Source organism: Microcoleus sp. K4-B3 (assembly GCF_036704615.1).
Taxonomy (GTDB): Bacteria; Cyanobacteriota; Cyanobacteriia; order Cyanobacteriales; family Microcoleaceae; genus Microcoleus.
In genome coordinates, this window is sequence record NZ_JAUBSF010000098.1 from 1 (window position 1) to 24,343 (window position 24,343).

General features: G+C 44.9%; 17 protein-coding genes and 1 pseudogene. 8 read left to right on the plus strand and 10 right to left on the minus strand.

Annotated elements, in window-relative coordinates:
• Nucleotides 1-95: 95 nt before the first annotated feature.
• Together QUA78_RS27450 and QUA78_RS27455 are read left to right on the plus strand one after the other, a co-directional pair.
• Nucleotides 96-1,538 (plus strand): hypothetical protein, encoded by a 1,443-nt coding sequence (locus QUA78_RS27450; RefSeq protein ID WP_333399132.1) that lies wholly within the window; start codon nt 96-98, stop codon nt 1,536-1,538.
• A gap of 549 nt (nt 1,539-2,087) precedes the next feature.
• Nucleotides 2,088-7,586 carry a response regulator gene (locus QUA78_RS27455; protein WP_333303624.1) on the plus strand — a complete coding sequence of 1,833 codons (5,499 nt, stop codon included), beginning with the start codon at nt 2,088-2,090 and terminating at the stop codon, nt 7,584-7,586.
• A gap of 107 nt (nt 7,587-7,693) precedes the next feature.
• Here QUA78_RS27455 and QUA78_RS27460 read toward each other — a convergent pair whose 3' ends face one another.
• Nucleotides 7,694-8,401: an ABC transporter ATP-binding protein gene (locus QUA78_RS27460; protein ID WP_006631855.1), complete on the minus strand. Its 708-nt coding sequence runs from the start codon at nt 8,399-8,401 to the stop codon at nt 7,694-7,696.
• 318 nt (nt 8,402-8,719) lie between these two features.
• On the opposite strand from QUA78_RS27460, the gene QUA78_RS27465 reads away from it, so the two are divergent.
• Nucleotides 8,720-9,556 (plus strand): PEP-CTERM sorting domain-containing protein, encoded by an 837-nt coding sequence (locus QUA78_RS27465; protein WP_333303625.1) that lies wholly within the window; start codon nt 8,720-8,722, stop codon nt 9,554-9,556.
• A 239-nt stretch (nt 9,557-9,795) separates the two neighbouring features.
• Here the strand turns inward: QUA78_RS27465 and QUA78_RS27470 are convergent, their stop codons facing one another.
• The 3 genes from QUA78_RS27470 to QUA78_RS27480 form a co-directional block, all read right to left on the minus strand.
• The gene (locus tag QUA78_RS27470; protein WP_333303626.1) at nt 9,796-10,578 is read right to left on the minus strand and encodes an ABC transporter ATP-binding protein; all 783 of its coding nucleotides are present in this window, start codon (nt 10,576-10,578) and stop codon (nt 9,796-9,798) included.
• A gap of 53 nt (nt 10,579-10,631) precedes the next feature.
• Entirely contained in the window at nt 10,632-11,462 is an 831-nt protein-coding gene (locus QUA78_RS27475; RefSeq protein ID WP_333303627.1) for an SAM-dependent methyltransferase, read from the minus strand.
• Nucleotides 11,463-11,582: 120 nt separating this feature from the next.
• Entirely contained in the window at nt 11,583-13,148 is a 1,566-nt protein-coding gene (locus tag QUA78_RS27480; RefSeq protein WP_333303628.1) for an ABC transporter permease subunit, read from the minus strand.
• Nucleotides 13,149-13,204: 56 nt separating this feature from the next.
• Here QUA78_RS27480 and QUA78_RS27485 point away from each other — a divergent pair, with 56 nt between their 5' ends.
• Nucleotides 13,205-13,483 (plus strand): hypothetical protein, encoded by a 279-nt coding sequence (locus QUA78_RS27485; protein WP_333303629.1) that lies wholly within the window; start codon nt 13,205-13,207, stop codon nt 13,481-13,483.
• Nucleotides 13,413-13,985, plus strand: coding sequence for a Uma2 family endonuclease (locus QUA78_RS27490; protein WP_333303630.1), 573 nt, complete (start codon nt 13,413-13,415; stop codon nt 13,983-13,985). The genes QUA78_RS27485 and QUA78_RS27490 overlap by 71 nt, the downstream gene beginning before the upstream one ends.
• Before the next feature lie 129 nt (nt 13,986-14,114).
• Here the strand turns inward: QUA78_RS27490 and QUA78_RS27495 are convergent, their stop codons facing one another.
• The 5 genes and pseudogenes from QUA78_RS27495 to QUA78_RS27515 all read right to left on the minus strand — a co-directional run bounded on the left by QUA78_RS27495 (nt 14,115) and on the right by QUA78_RS27515 (nt 21,234).
• Complete coding sequence (locus QUA78_RS27495) at nt 14,115-15,191, minus strand: branched-chain amino acid ABC transporter permease (RefSeq protein WP_333303631.1); 1,077 nt, start codon at nt 15,189-15,191, stop codon at nt 14,115-14,117.
• A 148-nt stretch (nt 15,192-15,339) separates the two neighbouring features.
• Nucleotides 15,340-16,701, minus strand: coding sequence for a branched-chain amino acid ABC transporter substrate-binding protein (locus QUA78_RS27500; RefSeq protein ID WP_333303632.1), 1,362 nt, complete (start codon nt 16,699-16,701; stop codon nt 15,340-15,342).
• A gap of 348 nt (nt 16,702-17,049) precedes the next feature.
• The gene (locus QUA78_RS27505; RefSeq protein ID WP_333303633.1) at nt 17,050-18,501 is read right to left on the minus strand and encodes an NAD(P)/FAD-dependent oxidoreductase; all 1,452 of its coding nucleotides are present in this window, start codon (nt 18,499-18,501) and stop codon (nt 17,050-17,052) included.
• Between the two features lie 127 nt (nt 18,502-18,628).
• Nucleotides 18,629-19,660, minus strand: a complete 1,032-nt coding sequence (locus tag QUA78_RS27510) for a glycosyltransferase family 2 protein (protein WP_333303639.1) — start codon at nt 19,658-19,660, stop codon at nt 18,629-18,631.
• Between the two features lie 517 nt (nt 19,661-20,177).
• A pseudogene (locus tag QUA78_RS27515) lies at nt 20,178-21,234 on the minus strand (IS630 family transposase).
• A 545-nt stretch (nt 21,235-21,779) separates the two neighbouring features.
• Here QUA78_RS27515 and QUA78_RS27520 point away from each other — a divergent pair.
• The 3 genes from QUA78_RS27520 to QUA78_RS27530 all read left to right on the plus strand — a co-directional run bounded on the left by QUA78_RS27520 (nt 21,780) and on the right by QUA78_RS27530 (nt 22,771).
• A complete protein-coding gene (locus QUA78_RS27520) occupies nt 21,780-21,875 on the plus strand; it encodes a glycosyltransferase (RefSeq protein WP_333303640.1) in 96 nt (31 codons plus the stop codon).
• 170 nt (nt 21,876-22,045) lie between these two features.
• Nucleotides 22,046-22,312: a hypothetical protein gene (locus QUA78_RS27525; RefSeq protein ID WP_333303634.1), complete on the plus strand. Its 267-nt coding sequence runs from the start codon at nt 22,046-22,048 to the stop codon at nt 22,310-22,312.
• A gap of 18 nt (nt 22,313-22,330) precedes the next feature.
• Nucleotides 22,331-22,771: a hypothetical protein gene (locus tag QUA78_RS27530; RefSeq protein ID WP_333399133.1), complete on the plus strand. Its 441-nt coding sequence runs from the start codon at nt 22,331-22,333 to the stop codon at nt 22,769-22,771.
• Between the two features lie 405 nt (nt 22,772-23,176).
• Here QUA78_RS27530 and QUA78_RS27535 read toward each other — a convergent pair whose 3' ends face one another.
• Entirely contained in the window at nt 23,177-23,716 is a 540-nt protein-coding gene (locus QUA78_RS27535; protein ID WP_333303636.1) for a Dps family protein, read from the minus strand.
• Between the last annotated feature and the right edge of the window lie 627 nt (nt 23,717-24,343).

Genomic DNA, 24,343 nt, shown 5'->3' on the forward strand with positions numbered 1-24,343 from the left:
ATTTGTTGCCTCACTATAGATATATCTTTCTTTATCTATCTTAACATAGTTTTGTTTTTTCTCGCCGACCTACTTAGTCATTAGTTATTAACCGAATGTTATCAAAAACAACTATTCGGAATTTTACGCTAGGCATTTTAATGGCCCTCAGCCTAGCGTTGTTCAGCGGAACGACAATTTTTTCTCAAAACATCGAAACAATTAAAATTTCCGGAAATTCTGCGGGTGTTAGCACTCGCTACATCGGTGCAGTCGAGGGCCATATCAATTTCGACATCAAAGATTTGCAAGATTTGGGGATTAATACCTACCGCATTTACGGCGGGATGTCCCGATGGGAAGCCGAAGACGATGATGGTAAATACGGGTGGCCGGAAATATCCCAAATTAAGGCAAATCCAAATATAATTAATTGGGCACATTGGGATCGGATTATGACCGCTCCGCCCCAGGGTAGCGATTATTGGTGGTCGGGAAAACCGGGTATAATTTGGCAAGGCAATGCCCGGACTATTTTTAATAGTCTCAAACAAGCAAATATTCGCCCGGTTGTGAGTATTCGGAATGTTGATAATAACTGGAATCCGAGTTGGGCGCTGCAACTGAATCCCCCGCGCGCAAAAGAAGATTGGAACGAGTGGTGGGAACACGTTTTTGCTACGGTTTATTGGCTGAATGTTCGCAATGATTACCGCGTTGATGATTGGGAAATTCATAACGAACCGGACAATCGCGCTCAGGGTTGGGGCGGGACTAGGGCTGACTATTTTGAGTTGGTTAAAGTGGCAAAAGATGCGATCGAGTTTGTTTACAAAACTTATTTGCCCGATCGCACTTACCGCATCCACGGCCCGAAAACCGTAGGTGGCAGCAATTGGCCAGCTAGTGCTTTGCAGGAAATACCGAATTATTTCAATACAGTCAATGTCCACAACTACGATGCAGATATTTCTACCTACACCCGCAAAGTGCGCGGCTGGATGAACGGTACTGTCCGCGCTAACTCGCAGCTTTGGGTCGGAGAATGGGGAACTTACAACATTAGCTACGGCGATTTATCTTTAGCTTTAAATTTGATTAAGAATTTGATTCGAGGTTCCAAACCGGGGGATAATTATATTTACGGCAGTCACATATTCTGTTTGTACGACTGGGGCAAGCCCGCAGTGGCGGAAGGTTTGCTAGGGGACGGGGGAAAACGGCGCGCAGGCTACTATGCTTTGCGGATGGGAATTAGGGCTTTGCAGGGCGGGAAAGCTACCTTTTTTCCTATCACTAACAGTTCGGATATAATGGCAGTTGCAACTCTCGATGCTAGCAAGAATGTTTACTTGCTTGTTGTCAACGATCGAGCCAAATCTTACACAGTAAATGCAGATATTTCGGCTCTGATAAAAGCCGGTAAGGGCACGGTGCGGGAGTTCAGTTCTAACAAAATGGATGAGGTTGTTGGTAGCTTAACGCTGAAGGGTGGCAATGCGAGTTTTGCGGTGCCGGGGAACAGCGCTATTCTCATCAAGTTCGATCGCCAGAATTGAAGCTCAAATCCTCGGGGTCATAATTGGGATAAGATACAATTAGTTATGATCGGAATTATTTATTTTCTGCCTGTTTAGCCCTCGAACCCTCGAACCCTCGAACCCTAGAACCCCTAATTGCACAGTTGCAATACCTAAATCGTCATGTTGTGATTCCCCTCCTGTCGCTGGTAAATTGGTAGCGTGCAGGTATCTTGCCTCAAACAGAATCCGAGCAAGAGTTCCGTTGAGGGCGAGAAAGTAGGGTGCAGTCTAGACAATCGCAGAAATTCTTGCTTGTAAACCCGCAGCAGTTACGCTAAGCGAGGAATTGCCCGCCAGCCTTCATGTCCGCCCTCTGGCAGATAGCATTGGTTCTGAAAGTCAGAACCGGTCAATTATCAGGAATTGGCACGGAATTAATTTTCAATGCCAAGATGCTGGAAGTAGGAGTGAGTCTAATCGTACAGAAACTTTGAGCGCGCTGGGAAATCTCGCGGGCAAAGCCTCTCAATCAACCTGCTGCTCGCGATCGGCTTTTTCCAACAAATATCACTTTTATGCCCCCTGATGTTTATTCCCTCCCTCAGTCAGGTCATCAACCGCAATCCCCTCACTGTCACCCCTGAGACGCCCGTAGAAAAGGCGATCGAGCTGATGAGCAGCACAGGAGCCAGTTACGTCCTCGTGGTAGAACCGCGCGGGAATTCTCAATTCGGAAATCCCACGAACGGGACTTCCGCACAATCGCGGGAACAGTCGGGTTTCTACAACGGCGTACCGCGTGCGGTACAGGCAGGAGGAGGAAACGGGCTGGGTCTCAACGGCTCAAAAGCTCCCTATGCGGGCGGCCAGACAGTGCTGGGGATTTTTACAACGCGAGATGTCGTACAGCTAAATTCGATCGGCGCTGCTTTGAGGGGATTTGCGATCGAGCAAATCATGATCAGAACCGTAACTGTAGCCCGAGAATCGGAAATTCCCGACTTTTTTGCCTTAGCAAATCTGCTGGAGAAAAATCAAATCGGCCATTTGCCCATCGTCAGCGACACTGAAGAACTTGTCGGTTTAATTAGCTCTCAAAGCTTGGTGCAAATGTTGCAGGGAATTGGGGAATCAACACAAAAAGCAATTAGCAGCGCTTCGCCACCTGCGGCTTTCGCGTTCCCTCCGCCGCTGCCAATTCAGCATCCGAAATTAGAGCTGCCCGCGAGTTTAATTAAACTTTATCAAATCCCTCAAATCGCAGCCTCGCGAATTATTCACGCTCCTGCTACTTCTTCGGTTCGCTATTTGGCGCAACTGATGTTCAGACACAATGTTAGCTATGTATTAATCACTGAAACCCCCGAACAACACTCGAGTGGTGCTGCTCAAAATTCCAAATTTACAAATCCCAACATTCATAAACTGGTTGGCGTGGTAAGTTCGCGGGACATCGTGCAGTTGCAGGCCCTGGGAAGAGACTCCAACAAAATTAAAGCGGGAGCGATTTGCAGCAGTTCGCCACCGCTGGTGCGATCGCACTCTACCCTCGAAGCAGCAGTCGCCCTGCTGCAAAAAAACTACTGCCAGTTGCCTTTATTAGTCCTCAACGAAAGCAATCACCCGATCGGCATTGTCAATCCTAAAACTATCCTTTTACAAGCGCTGGATTCAAAATCTCTTCATTCTGGCTTGATCGCTTTGCAGCGCCAGCTAGAATCTAGCAACGCTCAATACAAAAGACTCTCAGCAGAAATACAGCGGACGGGAGCAAATAGCCACGTCGTAGCTGAAATTTCTCACAACAGTTTCGTAGAGCAGCAAAATCTCCCCCCTGCAGTCAACAATCAGGGGATCTGGGACTGGAATCTCGAAACAGATGAGTTTTTTTATTCGGCGCGGTGGCAAGAAATGCTGGGCTACCAAGAAGGGGAAATCTCGAATCGCCGATCGGAATGGTGGAGTCGCATCCACCGAGATGATATTGACGCAGTAAAGGCAGCTTTAGAAGAGCACTTCGCCCAAAAGACACCGGATTTTGCAGCAGAATATCGGATGTACTGTAAAGACGGCAGCACTCTCTGGGTACTGAACCGGGGTCAAGTTTTGCGCAGCGCTACGGGCAAACCGCTGCGGGTAGTAGGAACTCATACAGATATTACTGCAAACAAGCAGTTAGAACTCACAAACCGCGCTCATAATCAGGAGCAATTCCAACTATTTGACTCTTTAAAAGCAACAGTAATTTTCCAGATAGATGCGGCGGGGGTTTGGACATTTCTCAACCGCGCTTGGACGGAAATTACGAGTTTTTCGGTTTCCGAAAGTTTGCAAACTAATTTTTTAGATTGGGTGCATCCAGATGAGCGCGCGCAATGTGAAAATTTATTGGAGTCTTTGCTGTCGGGCAAGTCGGAATTTGAACGACGAGAACTGCGATTTAAGTGCAAGTCGGAGTCGGGGAAAAACTCCTTGGGAATTCACAGTAATTCGGGCTTTATTTCAGTAGAAATATTTGCCCAAGTCCGGCGTAATTACCAAGGCGAAATAGCGGGAATTTTAGGAACTTTGCACGATGTCTGCAACCGCGTCGAAGGGGTTGAGGATCTGCGGGAAAGCGAGCGGGCAATTCGATCGCTCTACGAGGTAATGGTGGGTTCGGAAGGCTCTTTTGACGATCGAACGATCCGGTTGCTGGCAATGGGTTGCAGTCAGTTTGGGATGGATATCGGGCTGTTGGGCAGGGTTTTGGGCGATCGCTACGAAGTGATCGCGGCTTATGTACCGGAAGATTTTCCCTTTGGATTTGCTAAAGGAGACGGTTTTGCTTTGAGCAGAACCTTCGAGCGAGAGGTTTTGCGATCGAGCGAACCTATTTCTGTCGAATCAGCCGGCACTACTCCGTGGCGCAACCACCCCGCTTACAGCGTGCGCAAGTTGGAGGCTTTTGTGGGGACGAGGGTAATAGTGCAAGGGCGAATTTTTGGCACTTTGAGCTTTACTTCCCGCACCACTAAATCTCCTTTGAAACCGCTGAATTTTGAAATTTTAAAGTTGATGGGCAATTATATCGGCGCGGAAATTGCCCGCGAAGAGCGAGAGCGAACTTTGCAAGGTCAGTACCAGCGCGTTTTACTACTCAAACAAATAACTCAAAAAGTGCGATCGACTTTAGATACTCAAGAAATTTTTCAGACTACCGCCACCCAAATCGGTCGCGTATTTGGCGTCAATCGCTGTACAATTCACACCTATCTTTCCGAACCTTATCCGCACCTTCCTTGCGTCGCGGAATACTTAGAGCCAGGCCACGAATCCGCTTTAGATTTAGAACTTTCTGTCACTTATAACCCCTACACAGAAAAACTCCTCGCTGAAGATATAGCCCTGGCATCTCCCGATGTGTTTGCCGACCCTTTGCTGGAATCTTCGGGGCCGATGTGCCGCCGCATCGGATTAAAATCTATGTTGGCGGTTCGCACTTCCTATCAAGGAGAACCGAATGGAATTATTACTTTGCACCAGTGCGATGCCACTCGCCAGTGGAATTCCGACGAAATTGAACTGTTAGAAGATGTTGCCGCTCAAGTCGGAATTACGTTAGCTCAAGCACAACTTTTAGAAACGGAAGTTCAGCGACAGCGACAGTTGGCCGAGCAAAATGAAGCTTTGGATCAAGCGCGACAAGCGGCGGAAGTTGCTAACAGAGCTAAGAGCGAATTTTTAGCGACTATGAGTCACGAAATTCGCACTCCAATGAATGCGGTAATCGGGATGACGGGTTTGTTGCTCGATATGGATCTAACTCCAGAACAGCGGGATTTTGTGGAGACAATTCGCACCAGCGGCGATGCTTTGCTGACTATTATTAACGATATCCTAGACTTTTCCAAGATTGAATCGGGAAAAATGGATTTGGAACGCAGTCCCTTTGAACTGCAAAACTGTATAGAAGAATCTCTAGAATTGCTGGCTCCGAGAGCCTCAGAAAAAGGTTTAGAGCTGGCTTACTTTATTGACAGTTCTGTTCCGAAAAACATTTTAGGAGATGTCACGAGGCTGCGCCAAATATTGGTAAATTTGCTAGGAAATGCAGTTAAGTTTACAGAATCAGGAGAAATTGTCGTCTGCTGTACAGCTAGAAAAGTTGAGCAGGTAGCTGCTAAGAGTTCGCCGGAAATAATCAATATTCTAGAGCCGCAACCGTTAGTAATTAACCAGAGACTGTTGGCAGATAGCAGACAATACGAGATTCAATTTGCTGTCCAAGATACGGGAATTGGCATTCCGCCAGACCGGATCGATCGCCTGTTTAAAGCTTTTTCGCAAGTGGATGCTTCGACAACGCGACATTACGGCGGGACGGGTTTGGGACTGGCTATCAGCCAGCGTTTGAGCGATCTGATGGGGGGTACAATGTGGGTTGTCAGCCAGGTTGGTCCGGGAAGTTCTAAGTCTCAACCGGCAGTTTCTGCGATCGGACACAGTACCGCTGGAAGGTCGCCTGCAGAATTTACTTCCCCGTCGATATCGGGTTCGGGTTCGATTTTTTATTTCACGGTTATTGCTGAAGCTAATGAAATCCTGACTGAGGAAAAAAAGCCGGAATTTGCCGCTGGTAAGCACTTGTTAATTGTCGAGCATCATGCCATTAATCGGCAAGTTTTGAGCCGGCAGGCAGAGTCTTGGGGAATGATACCGATGGCTGTAACTTCCGGTGCTGAGGCTTTGGAAATCATCAAACAAAACTCGGCGATCGATTTAGCTATTTTGGCGATGAATCTACCAGATATGGACGGTGTGGCTTTGGCTGTGGAGATTCGGAAATTTGAGCTGAGCAATTTATCTGGCGGCGACGACCTAAATCCGAATGCCATCAAAGTTAAAAACCCTCGCAAAGTTGCGCTACCTTTGGTGCTGTTTACTTATTTAAGCAAGGCGGAAGTTTGGAAAAAACTTGAAACTACAGAAGTACATTTTTCGGCTTTTTTAACTAAGCCTCTAAAACAGTCACAGTTTTATAATGTGTTGCTGCAAGTTTTTGGATATGTTACCGGAAAAAGCGGCAGGGGAGAAGTTTCAAATGTGGTGACTTTGACTTCGGGATTGAAGTATTTTGAAAATTCTCAAGAACAGCACCGCGTGCAGCGGACGCCGGCTGTTTTGAGGCAAATTGCTACCAATTCGGCCGGACAGGATGCAGCTAATTCTAGTCAGATTCGGATTTTGCTGGCCGAGGACAATGTGGTGAATCAAAAAGTCGCTACGCATTTGCTAGACAGGATAGGATATCGGGCTGATATTGCTGCTAATGGGTTGGAGGTTTTGGAGGCCCTGAAGCGGCAATCTTACGATGTTGTGCTGATGGATGTGCAGATGCCGAACATGGACGGGTTGGAAGCGACGCGCCGCATTTGTCAGGAATGGCCTGCTAACAAGAAGCCGAGAATTATTGCGATGACTGCTAATGCGATGCAGGGCGATCGCGAAAAGTGTCTGGAGGCAGGTATGGACGATTATATTACTAAGCCAGTGCGCCGGGAAGAGTTGGCGATCGCCTTGAGTAAGTGCTCACCTCTGCATCGGGAGGAATTGGATGCCGTTACTGAGCCAAAAAATCAAGATATTTCCGATAAACTTGACAGTGATGCTGCTGGATATTTGAGCGTCAAACCGGGAGCAGATTCGCCGATTGATTTTCATGTTTTGCAGAATCTCCGCGAGCTAGACGATGAGGAAGACCCGGATTTTTTGGGGGAGCTGATTAAGATATATTTGTTAGACGCACCGCAGCATTTAGAAACAATTAAGGAGGCTATTTTTCTCGGTGATGCTGATAGTTTAAAAATCGCTTCTCACACGCTGAAGTCGAGCAGCGCCAATTTAGGAGCCGTGTCTTTTTCTGCTGTTTGCAAGGAGTTGGAGTATATGGGTCGTTTGGCGGTTGAGTCGGGAGGGGAACAGGTTTTTGATGTGAGTACGGCGCGCGATCGCCTGTTGGAAGCCCAAGTGGAGTGGGAAAAGGTGCGGGCGGCTTTTGAGACGGAATTGGAAACGGGGAAGTTGCGATCGCAAATGGGGTAATTTGTTATTTGTTATTTGTTATTTGTTGGTTGTTATTGGTTATTTGTCAGTTTCAATAACCAATGCCCCATGCCCCATGCCCCATGCCCCATGCCCCATGCCCATATTTAACTTTCGCCTAAATACGCTTTGCGAACAGTTTCATTTGACTGCAAATCGCTAGCAGTACCGGCGACTACAACCTGACCTGTTTGGATGACATAGCCGCGGTGGGCTACACTTAAAGCCATGCGGGCGTTTTGCTCTACCAGTAAAATAGTTGTTCCTTCAGCATTAATATCGCGGACGATCGCAAAAATTTGACTGACTAACATCGGTGCCAATCCCATACTCGGCTCGTCCAATAATAACAAGCGGGGGCGCGACATCAAAGCCCGGGCGATCGCCAACATTTGCTGTTCGCCGCCGCTGAGAGTTCCCCCTTTTTGACTAATTCTTTCTCGCAAACGGGGAAATAAATTTAATGCTTTTTCCATATCGGACTTGATACCGAGAGTATCGTTGCGGAGATAAGCACCCATCTCTAGGTTTTCTTGCACCGTCATTCGCGGAAAAATTAGCCTCCCTTCCGGACTTTGAGAAATCCCCAAACGGACGATAGCCTCTGTAGATAGTGCTTCTAAAGGCTTTCCCTCAAATAATACAGTGCCTTGGCGCGGGCGCAGCAGTCCTTGAATCGTGCGGAGAGTTGTAGTTTTCCCTGCCCCGTTGCTGCCGATTAATGTCACAACTTCTCCCTGCGAGACTGTTAGCGATACTCCTTTGAGAGCGTGGATATTTCCGTAGTAGGTGTGAATGTCTTTAATTTCCAACATAATTACTCTTTCTGCTTTGTCTTTTATTATATTATCCCGACTAATTATAAATATTTATTGCATTTATTTAAAATAAACATTTTTTAGAGTAATCCGTACTTTTACTTATATACACACCCAGCGGTAGCTCCGACACGATGTATTTTTAGTAGTTGTGGCGACCAACTTTACAGAACTTTTAATTAAACACAAGATTTCTTGACAGTAGCTTTACAAAAATTTCTCAGTAAATAAGTAGTATTAATAAGTAAGCGCAACCAACCGCTACAATTTACCAATAACAGCACTTAAAATTTTTCAAATTTAAGGACATTTACCATGAAATTCAATCACAGTACCGGAGCGATCGCATTTTTATTAGCAACTCCTTTAGTAACCGGCTTGACTGTAGGCATTAGCCCTAGCAGTGCTGCAATAATTGCAGGTTCTGCCGCAGCAGTAACCATTGACAACTTCAGTCACAGACCGACTGAGACAGGTACATCTACTAACACTTACACTAAGACAATAGCTAACAGCGGTTCAGTTATTAGCCAGGCGACTGCTGATGCAGTTTTTCTATCTAACTGTCACGAATTGCTGGCTGCAAATCTCTCGCAAAATACAGTGCAAGGTGACGGCAATAACTATTCCGGTTTAGCCCAAAGTCAAGCAGCAGTGATCGGCGACTTCGACATTGATGCCGAAGAAACTTTTTCCTTCAATTTCCAGACATTTTTATATCTTTTAACATCAGTTGACAACCGCCAATCCGAACGCGCCAGCGCGAATGGCAGTATATCTTTCTGGTTGATTAACACTGTTACTAACATTCTGTTAGACTCTTTTCAACTTGCCAGCGGTTTAGACTCTTCTAGTGGCTTTTATTTGAATGGGTTTGCCAGCAACAGCTTTAATCCCACAGCCATTAATTTTAATTTAATGGCTGAAGGAAGTGCAGCAACAAGCCTCCTGTATACTTCTGGAGTGTATTCGCGGACATTCGGCAGCGCCACTAGCTTAAGGTTAGTAGAAGTTAAGAATAATATCGCAGAGGCAGAAGCAGAAGCAGTTCCCGAACCGAGCGCAGTATTAGGTACTGCAATATTTTTAGGATTGTTTGTCAGGGGGCGCAAACTTAATAATAAAATGTCTCAATTCAAATCAAAAGTTTAGGAAAATCCCCGAAAATCAATTCGTAGGGTGCGCATTGCGCACCTCATATCTTTTTCGTTGAATTGCTCGTTATAAAATGCTGTCGTCCGGGGCGGGTTGATAAATATTATCGATAGGAATGACAGATTTTTGGTAAAACCCGCCCCTAATTTTATTGCGGTTAATTTGCCGGACATTCTATCACTTTTTCGTATGGTTCGCACTGCGCACCTCGCTTATCTGTCGGCATACAATACCGATTATCCATGTCCATCTTCTTCTTCTTTTCCCAAATAGGCCTCAATCACACGAGGATCGGCGCGAACTTCGGCAGGAGTTCCCTCAGCAATTTTAGTACCGTACTCCATAACACTCACGCGATCGCTAATTCCCATAACCACCTTCATATCATGTTCAATCAGCAAAATACTCAAATCCAACTCATCGCGAATCCTGTAAATAAAGCGAGTTAAATCAGCCGTTTCGTTCGGGTTCATCCCTGCCGTCGGTTCGTCCAAAAGCAACACTTTCGGATCGGAAGCCAAAGCCCGCGCAATTTCCAATCTCCGCTGGTCGCCGTAGGAAAGATTTTTGGCCAACTCCGGCGCTTTAGAAGCACCTAAACCGACAAAATCAAGCATACTCAAGGCTTTTTTCTTAGCTTCCCGTTCCTCTAAAATCACAGCCGGAGTGCGGAGGATTGCACCCAACAAACCTGTTTTTAATCGGCAGTGTCTACCTACTAAAACATTATCCAGCACAGTCATGTTGTTAAACAAGCGGATATTTTGAAAAGTTCTAGCAATGCCGAAAGTTGTCAGGCGATCGGGCGGTAAACCCGTTATATTCTTCTGTTCCAGGAGCAACTGACCTGCACTCGGTTTGTAGATGCCCGTAAGCATATTAAAAAATGTTGTTTTGCCCGCACCGTTAGGGCCAATTAAACTGGCTATCGCTCCTTTTTCCAATGTTAAACTAACCTGGTTGACCGCAGTCAAACCGCCGAATCGCATTGTAAGTTGCTGTGCTTCTAATAATGACATTTTGGTTGTGTTTCCTAATATTTTATAGTAGTGCGATCGTGAAAGCTCGCGAATCACTTTGGGAAATTTGAGGACATATTCTCTAACGTACAGACAAAATAGAACTTAAAAAGATTAGATTCTAGCGAACGGCGAGGGCGATATTGTTGGTGCAAGTCAGCAGTCGAAAAGTTCTCAATAACTTTGAGATTGAGTTGGTCTGCCAAAGTGGCAATTTTGTCAAACCCAGTAATCCACGGTGCATACATACTTTCGTATTTATCTATGTAATCATTGATATCTTGGTAGCCCGTCGCTCTCAAAATCACCTGCTCCGACATATAATCAAAAGACAATCGGAAATTCGGGAAATTGTCGCGAATTTGTTCTAACACAAATATTACATCTTTTCTCGCCAGCAAGGTAGTGTTGCCTTCCCACAAAAAATATGTCGCTCGCTGGAAATCAAATTCGCTCTGTTTCAGCAAGGAGATTAAACCGTCTTTTATGTAATCGCCGGGAAGGTAGCGAACATTTGCACTAATTTTGTTTGCTTTGAGAGTTTCTGCTTTTAATTGCAGCGTCGCGGGGTCATCTATTTCAAAATAAATCACTCCTTCTCCATTAATTCGAGCAGCGCGAGTATCCAAACCCGAACCTAAAATAACTATTTGCTTGCAACCTCCTAAAATTTGATTAGACAAAACATCATCAAAATATTTAGTCCGCAACTTAACCATTTCTTTAGCGGCGGGAGAATTTTGAGTTATTTCGCTGGCAGTTTTTTTTGTTTCCTCATTCAACCAGATTTTTACTACATTATCAGTGTAAAGAGGATTTGGTTCTGCATTCTCTTCCGCTCTAAATTCCGCAACGATAAAAGCAGTAGCAGTTACATTGTTCATGGCTAATCTTTCATCCTTACTAAGCTGTTATGGTTTTAAATTTAACTTTGTGAGCGGGCAGTATGTCCAGAACACAATAATTTCCAACAACAGGATTATTAAAATTAGATGCACCGCACCTTACTGACTTCTCGCATCTGCTAAAGACTCATTGCTAGCTTCATCATCCGAATGCAGTTCAGCTTGGTGAATCTTATCGGGAATAAGCCCCTCCGGCCGCACGAGCATCATGACAACAAGAGTTAAGCCGAATAGGAATAAGCGCATTTGAATCGGGTCTAAACTGGTTGCCAGAAAGTCTCGCAACTGGGGAATTGCAATCCTGGGGAGTACAAAAGTATTCAGAAAACCCTTGAGGACTTGCGCTAATTGTGGCAGATAAAGTCGATCGGCAGACATGATAATGATAGCGCCCAAAATCACGCCGGTCATGTTGCCCAAACCGCCTAAAATCACCATACACAGGATGATTACCGACACCGAGAAATCGAAAACGCTGGGGAAAATCGCGCTGATATAGGCTGCGTAAAATGCGCCTGCAAAGCCGGAAAACGTCGCTCCCATTGCAAAAGCCGAAAGTTTGGTTTTCACCAGGTTAATGCCCATTGCACTAGCCGCTAATTCATCTTCGCGCATGGCATTCCACGCCCTCCCCAAGCGAGAATCTCGCAGCCGCGAAATCATGAAGTAAGCGAAGACAACTAGCAGCAAAATTAGGTAGTACCAGGGAAAGTAGTTGCCGGTGCTGAAAGTGCCGACGATGGGGAGAGATGGACGCCCGATCGGGTTTATTCCCGCTTCGCCGCCGGTGAGGTTAAAAGGTCGATCGCACCCAACCAGACAAAGCACCAACTCGGGTTTCCCCAACAGGGAAGCGACAATCTTCGAGACTGGTTCGTCGATCCGAATCGCGGTTAAATTCCTAAAGACAACCGGGATAATTTCGCCAAAACCGAGGGTAACGATCGCCAAATAATCGCCCTTGAGTCGCAGTGTGGGAATACCGAGGATTACGCCCGCGATCGCAGCTACACCGGCGGCGATCGGCAGTACCACCCAAAAGTTCCAAGCAATATTTAACTGCCCAGAAGATAGCAAAGCCGTCGTGTAAGCGCCGATCGCAAAAAACGCCGCATATCCCAAATCCAACAAACCCGCAAAACCCACAGTAATATTCAAACCCAGCGCCAACATAATAAAGATTTGAATCTGTACTACAGTAGCAATCCAGCCAGTCTGAGCCTGAATGTCGATAAACGGAAACAGAATTAGAATAAAAGCTAATGTCACCAGAGTTGCCAGCCGCTGGCGTTCTCCCTGCAAACCCTGCAAAGCACCCATTAACGTAGCTGTCAAAATTGCGATCGTCAAACTGCAAATCCCGTACAGCAGCGTCGTCGGCAAAGCAACAGCAGGTTGACCAGACAAAGGTCTAATCAAAACCCCTTCTACCACACTCGCAACTAACAGCCAAACTCCCAATCCCAATCCCGCGAAACTGCCGATCGCAGCACCCATTTTCGGGCTGTAAACCTTCTGATCCCGACAGCTCATAAAGCCCGCAGCCGTACCCATCAGCCAGCCGATCACCGTGCCGCTCCAACCGCCGAATAACAGAACAGTCAAAGAGGCGATCGCCCCTAAAATACCACTTGATTTGATCGCATTTATTATTTTTTTTGACATAGGAATAAATTATTAGTCATTAGTCATTAGTCAGCAGTCAGTAGTTAGATGAAATAATGCTAGGAATCGCAGTTATAGATGCGACTGACGCGGGCAGTGCAAATTTCTGCCTCAATCAATGCGATCGACCGCTGGCTCTGGAAACTGCCGATCGAGCTAGCTACAGTTTAGAGTCTTTTGAGATCGATTGTTTCACCACAGCGATCGAAACTTCAAATATACTGGAACTGTTACCGGAACACACTTCAAACGGGCGATCGCGATATGGTACAAGCACCTCAAAAAACTATCACCCTGGACGAATTTTTGCAACTCCCAGAAACCAAACCCGCTAGCGAATACATCAAAGGTGCGATATTACAAAAACCTATGCCACAAGGAAAACACAGCACAATTCAGGGAGAACTCATCACGAGGGTTAATGCAGCGGGCAAACCTCAGCGGATTGCTTGGGCATTTCCAGAACTTCGCTGCACGTTTGGCGGACGTTCTATTGTCCCCGATGTCGCGATTTTTGTTTGGAATCGCATTCCCCTAGACGCTGACGGCGAAATTGCCAATACATTTAATGCTCACCCAGACTGGACAATAGAAATTTTGTCCCCAGCCCAAAGCCAAACCAAAGTCACAAACAATATTTTGCACTGTTTGAACGCCGGTTGCCAGATGGGTTGGTTGCTCGATCCCGATGAAAAAAACATTTTAGCCTATCCCGCAAGGCAGCAGCCGATTTCACTGCAAGAACCAACAGATATACTTCCGATGCCTAACTTTATGCCGGAAATGCAGTTGACATTAGGCGAAGTTTTTGGCTGGCTCAAACCAGGGAATATTTAAAACGTAAAACAAAAACGTAAAACGCGATCGCTTTTAGTGCCCCGACTTCTATAAAAAGTCTGGGAGCTGCCTGTGCTGTTTTTTCAGGTCTACTTAAATGTCTCTTGGGATTATTTCAACCCTGCAATTTCAAACCTTTTCCTGAACATTTTCTCCCAACAAACCCCCTGGCCGAAAAGCCAAAATCACCACCAAAACCCCAAACACCCAAGCATTAGTCCAGCGACTAGACAAATACTGATCGCTCAAAGACGAAAGCAACCCAATCAAAACCCCCCCTAACATCGCCCCGACAATATTGCCAATTCCCCCCAAAACCGCCGCCGTAAAAGCTCTCAAACCCGCCGTAAACCCCATCGTAAACACAATCGTATTGTTGTACAAACCAACCAAAATTCCCGCCGAACCTGCCAAAGCTCCACCAATCAAAAAAGTCAGAGCAATAATCTGATCTACATTAATCCCCATAATTTTAGCAGCATCGCGACTTTGAGCCGTTGCCCGCATCGCCTTTCCCAGACGAGTGTACTGGACAAACACATGAAGCAAAACCATCAATACCACAGCCACCACCAACACAATTAAATCTTTCGTAGTAAATACAATACTCGTTTGAATTCCCAAAAACTTGAGAATATCAACTCGCGGCAACAAATCGGGAAAGCTTTTCGGAGCAGCAGAATTAGATCCCATCACCGGAATAAAAGCTTTCAATCCTCCCCAAAATAACCCCATATTTTGGAAAATAAAAGAAACTCCAATTGCCGAAATTAAAGGAGCCAAACGGGGAGCATTTCGCAAAGGCCGATAAGCATACTTTTCGACAACAATATTCAGTCCAGCACAAAACACCGAACATACAATTAAAGCGACTAACATCACCGGTATAGCAATACCTAAAGGCGCGCCGTCTTGAATGCCAAAAGCCCCGAACACAGTTAGGGAAGCAAAAGCACCCAACATATACAAATCGCCGTGAGCAAAATTGATTAACTCAATAATCCCATAAACCATAGTGTAACCCAAAGCAATAATTGCAATCAGCGCCCCGTTGACAAGACCAACTAATAATTGTTGGATCAAAACTTCAGGATTACTGGCTATTTCCCCCATGATTTTGGGCAAGTCAAATCCGGCAATTGGCCCTAACAACAAAACTATATAAGCTACACCTAGATATAGAAGAATACTCTGCCCTTTTTTCATAATTTTGGGGTGATTGGTAATTCGTAAGGTGCGCCAAGAGCACCCTACTTTAGTGATTGGGTAAGGTGCGCCGAAGAACACCCTACTTTAGTGATTGGGTAAGGTGCGCATTGCTACTAATTAGCGCCGACAAATGACTAATAACTAATTATTCCGTCTTGAGCGCGTTCACGAACTCCCACTTGCCGCCTTTAACAACATTTCCTGACATTGTAGTCAAGCTCGTGTCGCCGTTGGTGTCAAAACTCCAAGTGCCGAGTACCCCGTTAAAATCTTTAGTTGCCAAGACAGCTTCGCGGATAGCAGCGCGGTCATTTTTGCAAACTTTATTAATTGCGCCGATCGCAACTTTAGCAGCTTCATAGGCGTAAGCTGCATAAGCTTCCGGTTCAGCATTATATTTTGCCTTGTAACTTGTGTACCACTTCGCGCCTGCACCAGTCAATTCTTGAGGAGGCAAGCCGCCAAAAGTAGCGTAAACTCCTTCGGCATCTTTGCCTGCCGCGTCAATTAAAGCTTGCTCTTTAATGCCGTCGGGCCCCATGAATTTAACTGCCTCAGGCGTCATTCCAACATTTCTCATGTCTTTAATTATTTGTCCGGCGTTGCTCTGAGTAGTGCCACCGAAGTAAATCATGTCGGGATTTAAAGCTTTGATCTTATTCATTAACGCCTTGTAGTCGCTAGCTTTAATATCAATTCCCTCTCTTCCGATAACTTGAATTCCCAACTTTTTAGAAGTTGCTTCAAAAACGTCAGCGATGCCTTTGCCGTAGAGTTCTTGGTCGTCGAGAATGTAGACTTTTTGCACGCCCAAAGATTTCGCCCAGTTACCAGCTACAGCACCTTGAAGATCGTCAGCGGGGACAACCCGGGTGAAATTGCGAGTGCCTGCGGGATAATAAACGTTGGGTTCTTTGGCTTCGCCTTTTCCTGGTTTAGTCAGTCCCGGATAAGTGTTGGCCGGACTGATCATGACGATGTTAGCTTGGTTGAGCACGGGAATGGAAAGTTTGGCGGCACCGGAGTTATAGTGACCGATGACGGCAACTACCGAACCGTCAGCCACGGCTTTGTTGGAGTTGGAGGTTACTTGGGCCGGGTCCCATTTGCCCGCGGCGGCGGTGGCGTCATCGAAAACTTCGTATTGGATTTTGATTTTGCCGTCGCAAGCTTTGGAGTCGGTTTCGGCGAGTGCTTGTTGGATGCCGTTTACCATTGTTTGAGCTTGACCCAAGGCGCTGCCTGTCATCGGGAGCATGGAGACAATTTTGACAGTATTTGGGTCGCCGGGGCTGCTGACTGCGACGGGAGTGGCTGCGGGACTGGTTCCGGGGCTGCCTCCGGGAGTTGTGGCGGTGGGTGCTGGAGGATTTTGACAGCTAGCGCACAGAGAGGCTATTCCGGCGGCAAAAAGTAATTTGCGCCATCCTGCGGCGCCGAGATTCTGTGTTGAGTTCGTGTTTGGGGGTGTGGCACTTTTGCCCCCTGACTTTTCTGAAAAGTTCATAGGTTGGTTCGTTTGTTGCTTGCGTCTTAGCATAATTTCACTGTTTTAAGTATGTAGTCAAGAGTTAGCACAAATTTTCAAATTTTACGCCAACTTTTAAAGATACACCGCTGCCATCAGAAGTTCGGGACTTGGGGTACATCTCCTGTCTTTCGTTCCCAGGCTCTGCCGGGGAATGCGTAGCGGGAGGCTCTGCCTCCAGCAAACGAGGCAGAGCATCGGGAAATGGGTTTGCAGGCAGAGCCTGGGAACCAGTTAAACCACTTAAAACCAGTTAAACTTGTGAAAAACTAAAAGGGAAAGGAAAATACTGATTTCCTTTCCCTTTCTCAACCCCCCAGCGTCAAATCAGCTTGATTGCGAAATCAAAGACGAATCCTTTTTTTCTTTTGAGCGATCGACTGAAAAATCTTCATAGTACGATCGCTCAGTATTCACATCCCACAAATCGTGCTTTTCGCCGAGAATATTTCTAACAGCCAGCATTCCCGTCAGCATGGAATGGTCTTGGTTGTTGTATCGGTGCATACCGTTTCGCCCGATCGTCTGCAAATTCTCCATTGCCTTGAAAAATTTTTCAAGTACCTGCAAGTGTCCTCGATATTCGGCATCGTACACTGGATAAGCCTTCGGTTGCCTTATGACAACTCCATCTTCAACCTCGGCAGTGGTTGCTAAACCCAAGCCAACCAACTCGCGAGTTGCTAATTCGACAAGTTCAGCGTCCGACATTTCCCAAACCTCGTCGCCTACGCTACAGAAATATTCCATTCCTAAACAACTTTTGCTGGTGTCGGGAACTAAAGCGGCGCTCCAATTCTTAAAGTTTTGAATTCGTCCAACTTTGACTTCGGGGGAGTGAATGTAAATCCAGTTGTCAGGAAACAAATCCTTGCGATCGACAATCAGCGATACAATCAAAAAATCTCGATATTTGAGCGATCGCGCGGCGTGCAACACCTCTTCTGGCGGCTGCGGTTTCATTCTTGCTACCAGTGCAGATATTGGCATACTCGTAATAAAATTATCCGCCGAATATTGAACTAATTCTCCGTTCTGTTCAGCAGTGATACTTTTAATTTTATTCCCTTCACGTTCAAAGCTAATCACTTTAGTATCGAGATAAACTTTGCCGTCTTTATTTTCCACAGCTTCCGCGAACTTTTCCCACATCATCCCCGGCCCCAAAGCCGGATAGTCAAACTCTTTGATTAATGTTTTAGTGTCGTTGCTGCCAAACAAAGCATTAATAATTGCTGTCGTCAGGGACAATCCTTTAATACGCTGCGCCGCCCAATCTGCTTGAATTTCCGAACAGGGAATTCCCCAAACTTTTTCAGTGTAAGTCTTAAAAAATGTTTTGTACAAACGTTCGCCAAAACGATTTATCACCCACTGTTCAAAAGTTTTTTCTTCCCGAAGCGGCCAAATTCTTACTTTGAGATAGCTCAACATAATCAGCGTACTCTCAATTATGCCCAAATTAAAGAGAGTATTGAAGGCACTGATGGGATAGTTAAAAAATTTACCTCGATAAAAAATTCGCGACAATCGCGGCACTTTAATAAACTGATTTCCCAGTACCTCTTGCCACAACTGCTGCACGGCTTCAACTTTAGTATAAAAGCGGTGGCCGCCAATGTCGAAACGATAGCCTTTGTAGGTTTCTGTGCGAGCTATTCCCCCAACTTTATCACCTTTTTCTAGTACAACAGGGATAATGCCTTGCTTGACTAGCTCGTAGGCAGCAGTCAAACCCGCAGGGCCTGCACCGACGATCGCAACAGGATAATGTTTCACTAAGCCTACCTCCAGCTTTTTGATCGAACCATACAATTATTTATAACTTGTCACAGTCATAGATGCACCCGTGAATACCCTGAGAAACTATCGAGCGGCCTGATGTTGAAGGACGATTTGACTTGATTTATTGAGCGGATACTGGCAAGCTAACTTTGCCAGTCAAGGGCTTTTTTTGGTATAAGTGGCGACAAGTGCCGATCGCAAATGCCAGTCCGCTATAAAAGTAGAAAAGCCAGTGCCACGGAATTGTTTTCAGGGCAAATACGATACCGTGTTTACGGTGAAAAAATTGGTAAAGCGGTGCATTAATTGCTACCAGTGGTATTGCCAGCAAGCCAGCCAGTAGCAGAAAGCTCAGCGACCAGCACGTCCCCAAAACTGCCAGCAGCACTGCATAAGTTAAAATCACGCTGATGCGGTTTGAAACTTGCAAGTTGAGGTCGTTATTCAATTTGCGATCGCGCCAAATCAGTTCTGTCCAAGGCAGCGCTCGGTAGAAAAAGTCAGCTTTCACCATCCCCATCGGTTTCCACCGCTTTAAATGCTTCACCTGCAACGTTTTGCACAGCCGAATATTATAACCTGCTTGTTTCAAACGGTAGCCGAGCTCAATATCTTCGATCGAAGGTTCGCGGTAATTCTCATTAAAACCACCCATCTGCAAAAAAATTTCCCTGCGAATCACTCCGCAAGCTCCCCAAAAAGTCGAAGCTTCTTCGTTACCTGTTTGGTGTACGTAGTGGTGCAGCAAGTTCCTGTACTGCGATAGAAAATCAGGATCTCCAGGAGCATCGTCGTAAGAGCCGATGAAAGCAGCTAAGTAGGGATTATTTTTGAACACCGATATCGCATAGCCCACAGCTTCTGGACAAACAGCGACATCAGCATCCACAAAAAACAGAATATCTCCCTTGGCAGCTTGGGCTCCCAAATTTCTGGCTCGGGCTGGGCCGCCGCACTCAGGAATTCTGATTAATTTGGCGCCGAATTCCTTGGCTAGAAGCCAGGAACCGTCGCTTTCGCCATCTGCTACTACAATAATCTCGATCGGTCTCGGCACAGCTTGAGCCAGTTTTGACAAACAGGTGCGAAAGTAAGCGCCCCCGTTGTGGACTGGGATAATGACGGATACAGTGGGTTCGGCAGTAGAAATCATCACCTAAATTGTTTAAATTGCAGGGAAAAAATTTTGCTTGAATTTTATTGGTGCGACTTTACGAAGGGTAAAATCAGCTCTACTTTTTTATTTATAACTCGATTTCTGTTTATATTCAACTAGATTTTTTTCTGGCATTCTCGACTGCATTTTTCCGATTCACACCTGTATTCTACGCCACATCTTCCTGAAACTGACCTGATGCAGACAACAGCTTTATTAAATCTTTAAATATGTCATTGTTTTTGTAAAGCTTACAAAAAGCCCCAGCAGTATTTTTGTGCTGCTGTATTGCAGCGCACAAGAATTTGATTTGATAAATACCCACACCACCGTATAAAATCCAACAGACTTTCTACGGAGACCCGCTGGCTGTCAGGACTTGCCCGGTACAGTTTCTTTTACAGACCTCATCCGCCAGTGACTCCTCCACCCAGTCTGTATCCCGAGTGCGGTGTCCATGCACATTTTAGGATTTTTGGCAATATATAGCGATCGCAAATTATTAGTAAATTAGTTAAGGGTTCGATCGAGCAGCAGTTCCATTAAGTGTTGGTTCAAAAATACCAAATTTGTGTAAAAGAGAGAAAGTCAAAGCTTTGTGACTGTATGGTAAAATTGAAAAACCATTTAACCAAGGCAAAAGAACTGAGCCGATTCCCAAATTTTCTCACCCAAGTCTTGGCATGAAGCCAAATATCTTCGACTGGATTCTGCTCGCCTAGCATTAGGAGCAAACAGGACACAAGTTAAAGGCCATTCATCCCGCTCCTTACCTTGATTAATTTCTTCTAGGTAAGCTTTCATTTCTTTATATTTGTGATAGCTGGCTCCATCCCAAATAATCAAATGTCTGGCTTCGGGATTTAAAGATTGTAAGTCTTTTAAGAAAGCCACTGTATTCTCAGAATTTGCCGTTGCATATTGTCGCAGAACAGACTGTTTTGTTAAATAATTTACTGCTCCATAATAAGTTTGTTTTTCTCTCTCATTCAGCAGCGGTATTTCTATTCTCTCCGAAGCGCCTTCCCCAAAGGTAGCCACAGACATCTCCCCTCTTCAGATGACACTCATCAATCAAATACACCACAAGCTTTCTCGACTCTATAGCCGAGCGGTGTTCTTCCAGAATCTCACAAATTTCTTGGTGCTTTTTTTTGACGAGTTTTTCATCACGCTTTGGATTCTTTTTTTGAGATTTTTTCCAGCTAATTCCCGCTGATTTAAAAAGTTGATAGTAGCTAGCTTTTGATTGAAATTCAATCTGATACCGCTCTGCTATATGATTTGATAATTCGGATAAATCGAGCGTGGTTTTTATTGGTTAACCATTGGATTATTTCGGCTCGGTCTTCTGGCTTAAGTTGTCCCCGCGAACCCTGATGATTTAAGCGCAACCCTTCAATTCCATGCAACGCATAATTGATTTTCCACTTACTGATAAATGGAGATGATACTCCCAATATCTTTTGAATAGTTTCGCGGCGGACCCCTTCAATTAACATGCGGATAGAAGCGGCTCTTTTAAGTTCTCTTGGGTCGGGATTGCTGGCAATAAAATTTTCGAGTTCCAATCAAGCTTGGACTTCATGCTCCACAAATTTTTCTGCCGATTTTTTTTGGGACATCTCAACTCCTACTTAGATTCACGTCCTCATTATACATGATTTATGATTTACAAATCATTTGCGATCGCTATATATAAAATATACCTCTTAAAATTTCTGACGGTGTACGATCGAGCTTTCGTAATTTGTTAACATACCCTTAGCTAGCTCCCTTTGAGCCAAAACTTTTACATCAATACTTCGGACAGTTTTATATCTAATCGAGTGTCCGAAACCCAGACTGGCTATATGGTGGACTATTATTTCAAGGTTTAAGTCCAGCCCTAAGTTTCCTAAAATGCGTTAAAAATGGCAGGGCTTTCTCTGTAAGGCTTACAGGGCCGTTAAAAAACTGTCCGAAGTATTGTTACATAAACAAGTTTTTATATTATATGAACACCTCCCAAAACACTTTAAATCAGCCATTAGTTTCAGTCATCATACCAGCTTTCAACGCTGAAACTTTTATTGCTAAAACATTAGAATCTGTTTGATCTAAAACTTATCAAAACATAGAAGTTTTAGTAGTTGACGACTGGTCTACAGATACAACAGCCGAAATCGTCAAATCTTTTGCTCAAAAAGATTGCCGATTCAGCTTATTGTAGCCGTCAAATGCTGGCGTCGCCGCCGCTCGCCCTAGCAATTGAAAAATCAAAAGGCGAATATATTGCTCCCATCAATGCCAACGATATTTGGTATCCGCAAAACTTATAAAAACAAGTGAAGTGCCTGACTTTCTCAGCACCATCTGTCGGAGTTGTCGATTCCTGGTCAGTTGATATATATAAATGAAAAACACTTGCTCACAGGTGTATTTTACAACTCCACCATCAAAGGAGAAGTTTACACAGCATTAGTTTATAAATATTTTATAGGCAATGCCAGCTCATCTCTAATCCGTCGCGTTTGTTTTGCAAAAGCCGGCGGTTACAACTGCAAACTTAAACTAGAAAACGCTCAAGGCTGCGAAGACTGGGAACTTCACCTCCGCATAGTCGAACATTATCAATTTAAAGTAGTGCCAAAATATTTAGTTGGCTAGCGGCTGATTACCAGTAGTATGTCTAGCAACTATGCAGCAATGGCAAAATCTCACTCTTTAATTATGGCAGATAGCCGGCAGCAACATCCCAAAATTCCCAGCAGCATTTATCGCTGGTCTAGCAGCAATTTTTACATTTACTTAGCTGTCAAAAGCAACGGCAGCGGCCATCACCGGAATACATTATCTTGGCTGTATCGAGCTTTCAAAGGAGATTTATTTATTAATGTAATGGGACTTTTGCGCCACAATTTGTATCTGCTGTCAAGAGAAAGTATATTAAAAATAATAGTTATAGCGCCAACTGAATCAGGGTTAGAGTTAAAACAAGGATCAGAATCGAGTGAAGGGACGACACTTGCTAGGATTGAGACGCGAACGAAAGTTCACACTGTACTGCCGTCGCAGGTGTATGAAAGAATGCGGTTCAATAGTTTAGCCTATCGAAAATCTAAATAAACCCAACATTGAAAAACCCGGTTTTTTGAAGAAACCGGGTTTTTGAGGAAGCTAGACGGCGTTTAATTCTGCGTGGTTGCTAGAGCGACAATCAAGAAAGAGGGTTAAATAAAAAATCTAAATTTTCCATTCTTCCTTCTTCCTTCTTCTTTCTTCCGTCTACTTAATCTGCTTCGTCAAATCTATCCAAACTTATCTTTCTTCGGGTTAGGCTTATATAAGATAAGTGGTGTTTACTTTCCTACGCTATTGGGTAGACGGCTAATCCGAAGGTAAGTAGGCTATCCCCCTTAAGCCAAAGGTTTTTCAGTAAGGATCACACTGCGTGTCATCTATGGTCAACTTACCTAAAGTAAATAAGCATAGGTAAGTTTAGATAACTGTTTGCCATTTAAGTATTGCTCTCTAAGCGTGAGAAGCTGTAGGAGTTTGAGCTTTTGGCTGCTGACCGTCTGGGGCAAGGGATTCCCCTTCAATAAACGATCGCAACATCCAAGCCATTTGTTCGTGCTGTTCCATCAAACCAGTCAAAAAGTCTGCGGTTCCGTCATCTTTAAACTCTTCTGAGCACTGTTCGACGTGTTGGCGGAGATTGCGAATAATCAGTTCGTGGTCGTCAACTAAACGCGATACCATTTCCGTAGCCAAAGGCAAATCGCCGATATGTTCTTTAATCGAGCCATACTTCAGAAAACCCTCAGCAGTACCAATTGGATAGCCCCCTAAAGTTCTCACCCGTTCGGCCATAGCATCGATATTTAGTGTTAACGCCTGATAGTGTTCTTCCCACAACTGGTGGAGCGAGCGAAACTGCGGGCCTACTACATCCCAGTGATACTTTTTGGTTTTGATTAACAGCAGATAAGCATCTGCCAGGTCGTGATTCAATAGTTCGATAACGCCTGCACGTTGCTCGTCAGATAGACCTATGTTTAACTTACGCATCGAAATTGTTCCTTCAACTCTAACTTTACATTTATTAAAACAAATTTCGACAGCCACTTACATCAACCCAGAGGACGATCGAAGACGATCAAACTTTAGTAAAATATCTGCATTTCAGGTTAAAGTAATCGCAATATAGATACCCTTAGATAGATGCAAGGAAACTTATTGTTCTGGCTCGCCTTTGTTTGGCGAACACAGCGATTGGGCGGCAGGTGAGCCCCCGCTCAATCCCGCTATAGAAAAAGCCTGCACTGTGATTGCCAGTAAAAATCAAGGAATTTGTGCCCAAGTTAACCAACATCCCACACACTTAATTGTGCGGGCTGCTTTAAATGACGGCATAAGGGACTTGCAATTAAATATAACCCCAGTTATCCTAGAAGGCTAGGGAACAGATTTTCTGACATGAGCGGTAGTTCCGACCTCTGTGATTGTGATGCTAGAAATGATATTGAGTGAAACCGTTAAATCGATGTTTAAGGATGCTGCCAACAAACAGACGGGTGATCGCCGTCGAGACTTTATGGCAAAAGTAACTGAAAACTACTTTAGAGTGTTCCAACGAAAAAATGATCCAAAATTTCACTCACTTCGACAAAAGATTTCAACGAACCATTTAGTCAA

Coding starts and splice junctions, on each gene's coding strand:
- QUA78_RS27450 (WP_333399132.1), top strand. CDS start 96: ATGTTATCAAAAACAACTATTCGGAATTTTACGCTAGGCATTTTAATG.
- QUA78_RS27455 (WP_333303624.1), top strand. CDS start 2,088: ATGTTTATTCCCTCCCTCAGTCAGGTCATCAACCGCAATCCCCTCACT.
- QUA78_RS27460 (WP_006631855.1), bottom strand. CDS start 8,401: ATGTTGGAAATTAAAGACATTCACACCTACTACGGAAATATCCACGCT.
- QUA78_RS27465 (WP_333303625.1), top strand. CDS start 8,720: ATGAAATTCAATCACAGTACCGGAGCGATCGCATTTTTATTAGCAACT.
- QUA78_RS27470 (WP_333303626.1), bottom strand. CDS start 10,578: ATGTCATTATTAGAAGCACAGCAACTTACAATGCGATTCGGCGGTTTG.
- QUA78_RS27475 (WP_333303627.1), bottom strand. CDS start 11,462: ATGAACAATGTAACTGCTACTGCTTTTATCGTTGCGGAATTTAGAGCG.
- QUA78_RS27480 (WP_333303628.1), bottom strand. CDS start 13,148: ATGTCAAAAAAAATAATAAATGCGATCAAATCAAGTGGTATTTTAGGG.
- QUA78_RS27485 (WP_333303629.1), top strand. CDS start 13,205: ATGCTAGGAATCGCAGTTATAGATGCGACTGACGCGGGCAGTGCAAAT.
- QUA78_RS27490 (WP_333303630.1), top strand. CDS start 13,413: ATGGTACAAGCACCTCAAAAAACTATCACCCTGGACGAATTTTTGCAA.
- QUA78_RS27495 (WP_333303631.1), bottom strand. CDS start 15,191: ATGAAAAAAGGGCAGAGTATTCTTCTATATCTAGGTGTAGCTTATATA.
- QUA78_RS27500 (WP_333303632.1), bottom strand. CDS start 16,701: ATGAACTTTTCAGAAAAGTCAGGGGGCAAAAGTGCCACACCCCCAAAC.
- QUA78_RS27510 (WP_333303639.1), bottom strand. CDS start 19,660: ATGATTTCTACTGCCGAACCCACTGTATCCGTCATTATCCCAGTCCAC.
- QUA78_RS27530 (WP_333399133.1), top strand. CDS start 22,331: ATGTCTAGCAACTATGCAGCAATGGCAAAATCTCACTCTTTAATTATG.
- QUA78_RS27535 (WP_333303636.1), bottom strand. CDS start 23,716: ATGCGTAAGTTAAACATAGGTCTATCTGACGAGCAACGTGCAGGCGTT.